6 protein-coding genes are annotated in these 6,831 nt (G+C 50.2%); 5 read left to right on the top strand and 1 reads right to left on the bottom strand.

Translation table 11 applies throughout. The annotated features are described in order from the left end of the window. A partial coding sequence (locus WCC56_RS17495; protein ID WP_424693606.1) for an Arm DNA-binding domain-containing protein occupies window positions 1-389 on the bottom strand: 389 nt, incomplete at its 3' end. A gap of 388 nt (window positions 390-777) precedes the next feature. Here WCC56_RS17495 and lpxP point away from each other — a divergent pair. The 5 genes from lpxP to WCC56_RS17470 all read left to right on the top strand — a co-directional run bounded on the left by lpxP (window position 778) and on the right by WCC56_RS17470 (window position 6,207). Beyond that, window positions 778-1,698 carry a kdo(2)-lipid IV(A) palmitoleoyltransferase gene (lpxP, locus tag WCC56_RS17490; protein WP_424693605.1) on the top strand — a complete coding sequence of 307 codons (921 nt, stop codon included), beginning with the start codon at window positions 778-780 and terminating at the stop codon, window positions 1,696-1,698. Window positions 1,699-2,048: 350 nt separating this feature from the next. Further along, a complete protein-coding gene (locus WCC56_RS17485) occupies window positions 2,049-3,074 on the top strand; it encodes an amino acid ABC transporter substrate-binding protein (protein ID WP_424693604.1) in 1,026 nt (341 codons plus the stop codon). Between the two features lie 68 nt (window positions 3,075-3,142). Further along, window positions 3,143-4,321, top strand: coding sequence for an amino acid ABC transporter permease (locus WCC56_RS17480; protein WP_424693603.1), 1,179 nt, complete (start codon window positions 3,143-3,145; stop codon window positions 4,319-4,321). A 15-nt stretch (window positions 4,322-4,336) separates the two neighbouring features. After that, window positions 4,337-5,437, top strand: coding sequence for an amino acid ABC transporter permease (locus tag WCC56_RS17475; RefSeq protein ID WP_424693602.1), 1,101 nt, complete (start codon window positions 4,337-4,339; stop codon window positions 5,435-5,437). 8 nt (window positions 5,438-5,445) lie between these two features. Next, window positions 5,446-6,207 (top strand): amino acid ABC transporter ATP-binding protein, encoded by a 762-nt coding sequence (locus tag WCC56_RS17470; protein WP_424693601.1) that lies wholly within the window; start codon window positions 5,446-5,448, stop codon window positions 6,205-6,207. Window positions 6,208-6,831: the final 624 nt, after the last annotated feature.

Here is a 6,831-nt window from a genome sequence, read left to right as displayed (position 1 = left end):
GCTTTATGTCGCTCTACATTTGCACGGTTCTCTTCGGCATACTCCCTGATCCAATATTCCAGCGCTTCTTTCACAGTCACCGGTTTTAAGGTTTCCTGTGTAGTTAATGCCAACTGGTGCTTTGGATCTTTACCGGATGAAAGCCACTGTCTGCATTTATCACGGGATACTCGTGATTCCTTCAGGCTCATATCGGGATAGCGGCCTAACGTCAGCCGGTGTAGCTTCTGCCCGTCCAGTCTGTAGGTAAACACCCAGCTCACTCCACCAGCTTTGGTAACTTTGGCGCTCAACCCCGCACCATCTGCAAAAAATTCATCTTTTGCGGACGGAACGCCATAAATCGCCCTGAGCTTTTTGTCATTTAGCTTGTTGAGTTCGCCTGCCATTCATCACCCAGCCCAAAATGTTTATACAAATCTTTATACATGTTTCTTTGCATAACAGCATAAACAACAAAAAGCACTGGAACAATATACAGTGGTACTTTTTCATCAATGCATTGATTTAAAAGAGAATATAGATAGAATACACAAACATGAGAACGTGTTATACTTACATACGGCATGAACTAAGTTTCGGTTCATTGTGTTGGAGGCGCTACCATTGTGTTAGCGCCTTTTTTATTGCCTTTTTTCAGCTCCAGAATTATCCGGATCGTGTAAAGTACTCCACTCTGGATCAACTTCCTGTTCGTGAGGTTGTCGAATCTTTTGTATCGCTGCTGATTTACATCTCCTTGCGCTACATACCCTATGCACGCTTAAAGAGAGAATTATGAAGTCTTCCCCCCATTTCACCCGACGCTTACTGCACCCACGTTACTGGATAACCTGGATCGGAGTGGGAATTCTGTTTTTACTGGTTCAGCTCCCTTTCCCCCTGCTGGAAAAACTGGGCACCTGGATGGGTCGAACCTCAATGCGGTTCCTGAAACGCCGAATTGGCATTGCTCGCCGCAATCTGGAACTGTGCTTCCCTGAAATGTCAGCGGATGAGCTTGAACAGCATATCGTAAAAAATTTTGAATCACTGGGTATGGGATTACTTGAAACAGGCATGGCCTGGTTCTGGTCAGATCGCCGGGTAAAGCGCTGGTATACCGTTGAGGGTCTGCAGAATCTGAAGAGCGCACAGGAAGGCGGTCGGGGTGCCCTGATGATCGGCGTCCACTTTATGTCTCTTGAGCTTGGTGGCCGCACCATGGGCCTGTGCCAGCCAATGATGGCCATGTACCGTCCTCACAACAACAAACTGATGGAGTGGGTACAGACGAAAGGTCGTATGCGCTCTAACAAAGCGATGATTGACCGCCGCGACCTTCGCGGAATGGTGAAGGCACTGAAACAAGGTGAAGCCGTGTGGTTCGCCCCCGATCAGGATTATGGCCCTAAAGGCAGCGTATTCGCTCCCCTGTTCGCGGTTCCACAAGCCGCTACTACCAGTGGCACCTGGATGATTGCCCGCATGGCTAAGCCGGCAATGCTCACCGTTGTACTGATTCGTAAGGAAGATGGCAGCGGTTATAAATTGGTGATTCAGCCTGAATTGCAAGACTATCCGGTTGAAGATGAGCTACAGGCTGCAGCTTACATGAATAAAGTGATTGAGCGCGAAATTATGCGCGCGCCAAGCCAATACCTGTGGCTACATCGTCGCTTTAAAACTCGCCCAGAGGGTGCCAGCTCTCTGTATTAATCGTTTCTCTCTCTCTTCTGTTTTGAACCAGCTCACATTTTGTGAGTTGGTCTCGCCTCCATAGTTACAATTTCATAACATAAAACACGCTTTTGCTCACATTGCTTCCATATAGTGAAACGCGATGCACCATTTGTGACCAATCCACCTGTTTTTGCCCCCCTGTAGTGCGCGATATTAGGCAAACTTTCAAGATGCTTCTAATTATTAGCAAACCTTTCCAATAAATTCAGGGCTCTGCAATTTTGGCATTACCTTTGCAGTGTCGTGGATGGCTTCGGCCACAGACAGGAAAAGTGCACCACAGCGTGCGTTAAACATAATAATGATTTCGCCACACAGGATGCTTTATGAAAAAAATGATGCTCTCCACTTTGGTAGCCGCTGCAGCGCTGTTTGCAGTCGCGAATCAGGCTCACGCCGGCACCACCCTGGATGCCATTAAGAAGAAAGGTTTTGTTCAGTGCGGTATCAGTGACGGTTTGCCAGGCTTCTCGTTTGCGGATGCCAGCGGCAAATTTAGCGGTATCGATGTGGACGTTTGCCGTGCGACAGCTGCTGCTGTCTTTGGCGATGCTACCAAAGTGAAATATACCCCGTTGACCGCAAAAGAGCGTTTTACCGCCCTGCAGTCAGGTGAAGTAGACATCCTGTCCCGTAACACTACCTGGACCTCTGCACGTGATGGCGGCATGGGCTTCATTTTCGCTGGCGTGAACTATTATGACGGCATCGGCTTCCTGACCCACCAGAAAGCCGGCCTGAAAAGCGCTAAAGAGCTAGACGGCGCAACCGTTTGTATTCAGGCCGGTACCGATACCGAACTGAACGTGGCTGACTACTTCAAAGCCAATAACATGCAGTACACCCCGGTCACCTTCGACCGCTCTGACGAATCAGCGAAGGCGCTGGATACTGGTCGTTGCGATACGCTGGCTTCAGACCAGTCTCAGCTGTACGCACTGCGTATCAAGCTGGGCAAACCAACCGAGTTTATCGTGCTGCCAGAAGTCATCTCTAAAGAACCTCTGGGCCCGGTCGTTCGTCGTGGTGATGATGACTGGTTCACCATCGTGAAATGGTCTCTGTTCGCTATGCTGAACGCCGAAGAGATGGGCATCACCTCTAAAAACGTTGATCAGATGGCCGCTAAGCCAACTACCCCGGATATGGCTCACCTGCTGGGCTCTGAAGGTGACTTCGGCAAAGACCTGAAACTTGATAACAAATGGGCTTACAACATCGTTAAGCAGGTTGGTAACTATCAGGAAGTCTTTGACCGTAACGTCGGTAAAGACAGTCAGCTGAAAATTGCCCGTGGCCAGAACGCCCTCTGGAACAAAGGCGGCATCCAGTACGCACCACCAGTACGTTAATTCCCACCGTTAACAGGGCACCGGCTTGCCGGTGCCTTAGTCAGAATTTTCGTCACTGAGGTTTCAACATGTCTCAACGCCCAACCGTAAAAAGGGATTTTTCATTCAGTAATCCTGCGGTGCGCGCCTGGCTGTACCAGATCATTGCAATTGTCGTAGTTTTGGGTGTGGTGGGGTATCTGGTTCACAATACCGTCATTAACCTTGCAAACCGCGGCATTACATCCGGTTTTGGTTTCCTTGAACGTAGCGCTGGCTTTGGTATCGTTCAGCACCTGATCGATTACAGCGAGGCTGACACTTATGCCCGCGTGTTTCTGGTCGGCTTAACTAACACCCTGCTGGTTTCTGCTCTTTGTATCGTCTTTGCCTCGTTCCTGGGCTTCTTTATTGGCCTCTCACGCTTATCAGACAACTGGCTGCTGCGGAAAATCTCGACTATCTATATCGAGACCTTCCGTAATATTCCGCCGTTGCTGCAGATCTTCTTTTGGTACTTTGCCGTCTTACGTAACCTTCCAGGACCGCGTCAGGCAGCGAATGCTTTTGATTTAGCCTTTGTCAGTAATCGGGGTCTCTATATTCCATGGCCGGAGTACGCAGCGGGTACCTGGCCGTTCATCATTGCACTTTTGCTGGCTGTAGCCGGAACCGTTGCTCTGTTCCGCTACAACCGCACGTATCAGCTCAAGACCGGTCAGCTGCGCCGTACATGGCCTGCTACCCTGGGAATGTTAATTCTCTTCCCGGCGATCGCGCATCTGGTGTTTGGTGCCGCTATGCACTGGGATATTCCTCAACTTCGCGGCTTTAACTTTCGCGGTGGCTTTGCCTTGATCCCTGAGCTGGCGGCACTTACGCTGGCATTGTCGATCTACACTTCAACCTTTATTGCTGAGGTGATCCGCTCCGGCATTCAGTCCGTTCCATATGGTCAGCATGAAGCGGCGCGTTCTCTGGGCATACCGAATCCGGTTACGCTTCGCCAGGTCATCATTCCTCAGGCCATGCGAGTGATTATCCCGCCATTAACCAGCCAGTATCTGAATATTGTGAAAAACTCTTCGCTCGCCGCAGCGATTGGCTATCCCGATATGGTGTCGCTGTTCGCAGGAACGGTGCTGAACCAGACTGGCCAGGCTATCGAGACTATCGCTATTACCATGGGCGTCTATCTGGTCATCAGCCTGCTGATTTCGCTGTTAATGAACATCTATAACCGCAAAATCCGCCTGATTGAGCGTTAAGAGAACGGGATCAATATGACTTTAGCAACTCACGAAACCCCGCCCGTCCCGACGAATGCTTTTTCCCGCACCGTCAGTTGGGCCAGAAAAAATCTGTTCTCCAGTTGGGGTAACTCTCTACTGACCCTGTTTTGTATATGGGTTATCTGGGCTGTGATCCCGCCGGCACTTAATTGGTTGGTATTCCAGGCTAACTGGATTGGTACAACCCGTGCGGACTGTACTAAAGATGGCGCCTGTTGGGTGTTTATCCATGCCCGCTTTGGTCAGTTCATGTATGGGTTATATCCTCATGAGCTGCGCTGGCGCATCAATCTGGCGCTGGTTATTGGGCTGCTATCCATCCTGCCAATGTTCCTGAAAAGCATTCCGCGGCGTGGCCTTTATATCGCCGTCTGGGCTGTTGTCTATCCTGTGGCTGTTTGGATCCTGTTGTATGGCGGCTTCTTCGGGCTGGATAGGGTTGAAACTCGCCAGTGGGGCGGATTAACACTGACGCTAATTATTGCCTCTATCGGCATCGCCGGTGCCCTGCCTTTGGGTATTTTACTGGCTCTGGCAAGGCGTTCATCCATGCCGGTTGTTCGTGCCCTTTCAGTGATTTTCATTGAGTTCTGGCGCGGCGTGCCGTTGATCACCGTCTTGTTCATGTCTTCCGTGATGCTGCCGCTGTTTATGTCAGAGGGTAACAGCATCGATAAGCTGATCCGAGCGCTGGTTGGCGTAATCCTGTTCCAGTCAGCCTACGTCGCCGAAGTGGTTCGTGGCGGATTGCAGGCGCTGCCCAGGGGCCAGACTGAAGCGGCAGAGTCACTGGCATTAGGCTACTGGAAGACGCAGGGGCTGGTTATCCTGCCGCAGGCATTAAAACTGGTGATCCCAGGTCTGGTAAACACCATTATTGCTCTGTTTAAAGATACCAGTCTGGTGATTATCATCGGCCTGTTTGACCTGTTCAGTAGCGTACAGCAGGCAACCGTTGACCCCGCATGGCTGGGGATGTCGACTGAGGGCTATGTCTTTGCTGCACTGGTTTACTGGATTTTCTGTTTTAGCATGTCGCGCTATAGCCAGTATCTGGAAAAGCGTTTTCACACCGGGCGTACACCGCACTGAGGCTTAAAATGACCCCACCTATGAACCAATCCGACGACGCGATGATGATTACGCTCGAAAATGTGAACAAATGGTACGGCCAGTTCCACGTGCTGAAAGATATTAACCTGCATGTTAAACCTCGCGAACGCATTGTGCTTTGCGGGCCTTCAGGTTCAGGTAAATCAACGACTATTCGTTGTATCAACCACCTGGAAGAACATCAGCAGGGCCGTATTGTTGTTGATGGTATTCATCTGAATGACGATCTGCGTAATATTGAACGTGTGCGTACAGAAGTAGGAATGGTGTTCCAGCACTTTAATCTGTTCCCTCATCTGACTGTTTTACAGAACTGCACGCTGGCCCCAATCTGGGTGCGTAAAACCCCGAAGAAAGAAGCTGAAGCCCTGGCTATGCACTATCTGGAACGGGTGCGCATTTCCGAGCACGCCCATAAGTTTCCCGGGCAGCTTTCCGGCGGACAACAGCAGCGTGTGGCGATTGCTCGATCTCTGTGTATGAAGCCTAAGATCATGCTGTTTGATGAACCGACTTCGGCACTGGATCCAGAGATGGTGAAAGAAGTGTTGGATACCATGATTGGTCTGGCTGAGGATGGTATGACCATGTTGTGCGTCACGCACGAGATGGGCTTTGCCCGTACCGTAGCTGACCGAGTGATCTTTATGGATCGGGGTGAGATCGTTGAGCAAGCCCCACCGCAGGAATTCTTCTCTAATCCGAAGTCAGAACGCACGCGCGCCTTCCTTTCTCAGGTAATTCATTGAGTTAGCGTTTGTTAAGTAGCGAACTGTAATGATAGCCTCACCGCAAGGTGGGGCTTTTTTATGCCCACCCTTTGGCTTATTGCAGCGGAATTTATGAGATGAATACCCTGCTGTCAGGACTAAGGTTGGTGTCTGAGTCTGAGTCTGAGTCTGAGTCTGAGTCTGGATACAGCGATAACTGGACAGGAACAGGCGTCGTGCGTCAGCACGGCGTCTTTTTTTATTCCGGTTTATGCTGATTTAAGTGTTTTTATTGCTGTAATTCTGACCGTTTTGAGGAGACTTATACCCATTTGAGGGGGGTGATTTGTTGTGGCATTAACTGTCTGAAGAGGTTTCAGAGGCTATGAATGCGCTGTTTTCTACCGACTTTCGATTATTTACAGTCCCGAAAACGCAAAAAACCCAAACCTTCCGGCTGGGGTTATTGCCTGTTTGATGCCCGGCAGTTTGTGAACGTCCGTTCACCCTGCGGGCCTCAAACTTCACCTTACGGCTCGTTTGTCCTGCTCTCTGAGAGCGGTAACCGCCTTCTGTCATTCCCATAACAAAAAAGCCCCATGCTTTCGCATGAGGCTTGTTTGCTTATTTGATGCCTGGCAGTTCCCTACTCTCGCATGGGGA

This window comes from Erwinia sp. (genome assembly GCF_049696395.1).
Classification (GTDB): domain Bacteria; phylum Pseudomonadota; class Gammaproteobacteria; order Enterobacterales; family Enterobacteriaceae; genus Erwinia.
The sequence above is the reverse complement of the archived record's forward strand: the minus strand, read 5'-3'. Positions and strand labels throughout refer to the sequence as shown.

What these genes read in the sequence shown, in the direction of transcription:
- WCC56_RS17470 (WP_424693601.1), top strand. Translation starts at nt 5,446, where the DNA reads ATGACCCCACCTATGAACCAATCCGACGACGCGATGATGATTACGCTC.
- WCC56_RS17480 (WP_424693603.1), top strand. Translation starts at nt 3,143, where the DNA reads ATGTCTCAACGCCCAACCGTAAAAAGGGATTTTTCATTCAGTAATCCT.
- WCC56_RS17485 (WP_424693604.1), top strand. Translation starts at nt 2,049, where the DNA reads ATGAAAAAAATGATGCTCTCCACTTTGGTAGCCGCTGCAGCGCTGTTT.
- WCC56_RS17475 (WP_424693602.1), top strand. Translation starts at nt 4,337, where the DNA reads ATGACTTTAGCAACTCACGAAACCCCGCCCGTCCCGACGAATGCTTTT.
- lpxP (WP_424693605.1), top strand. Translation starts at nt 778, where the DNA reads ATGAAGTCTTCCCCCCATTTCACCCGACGCTTACTGCACCCACGTTAC.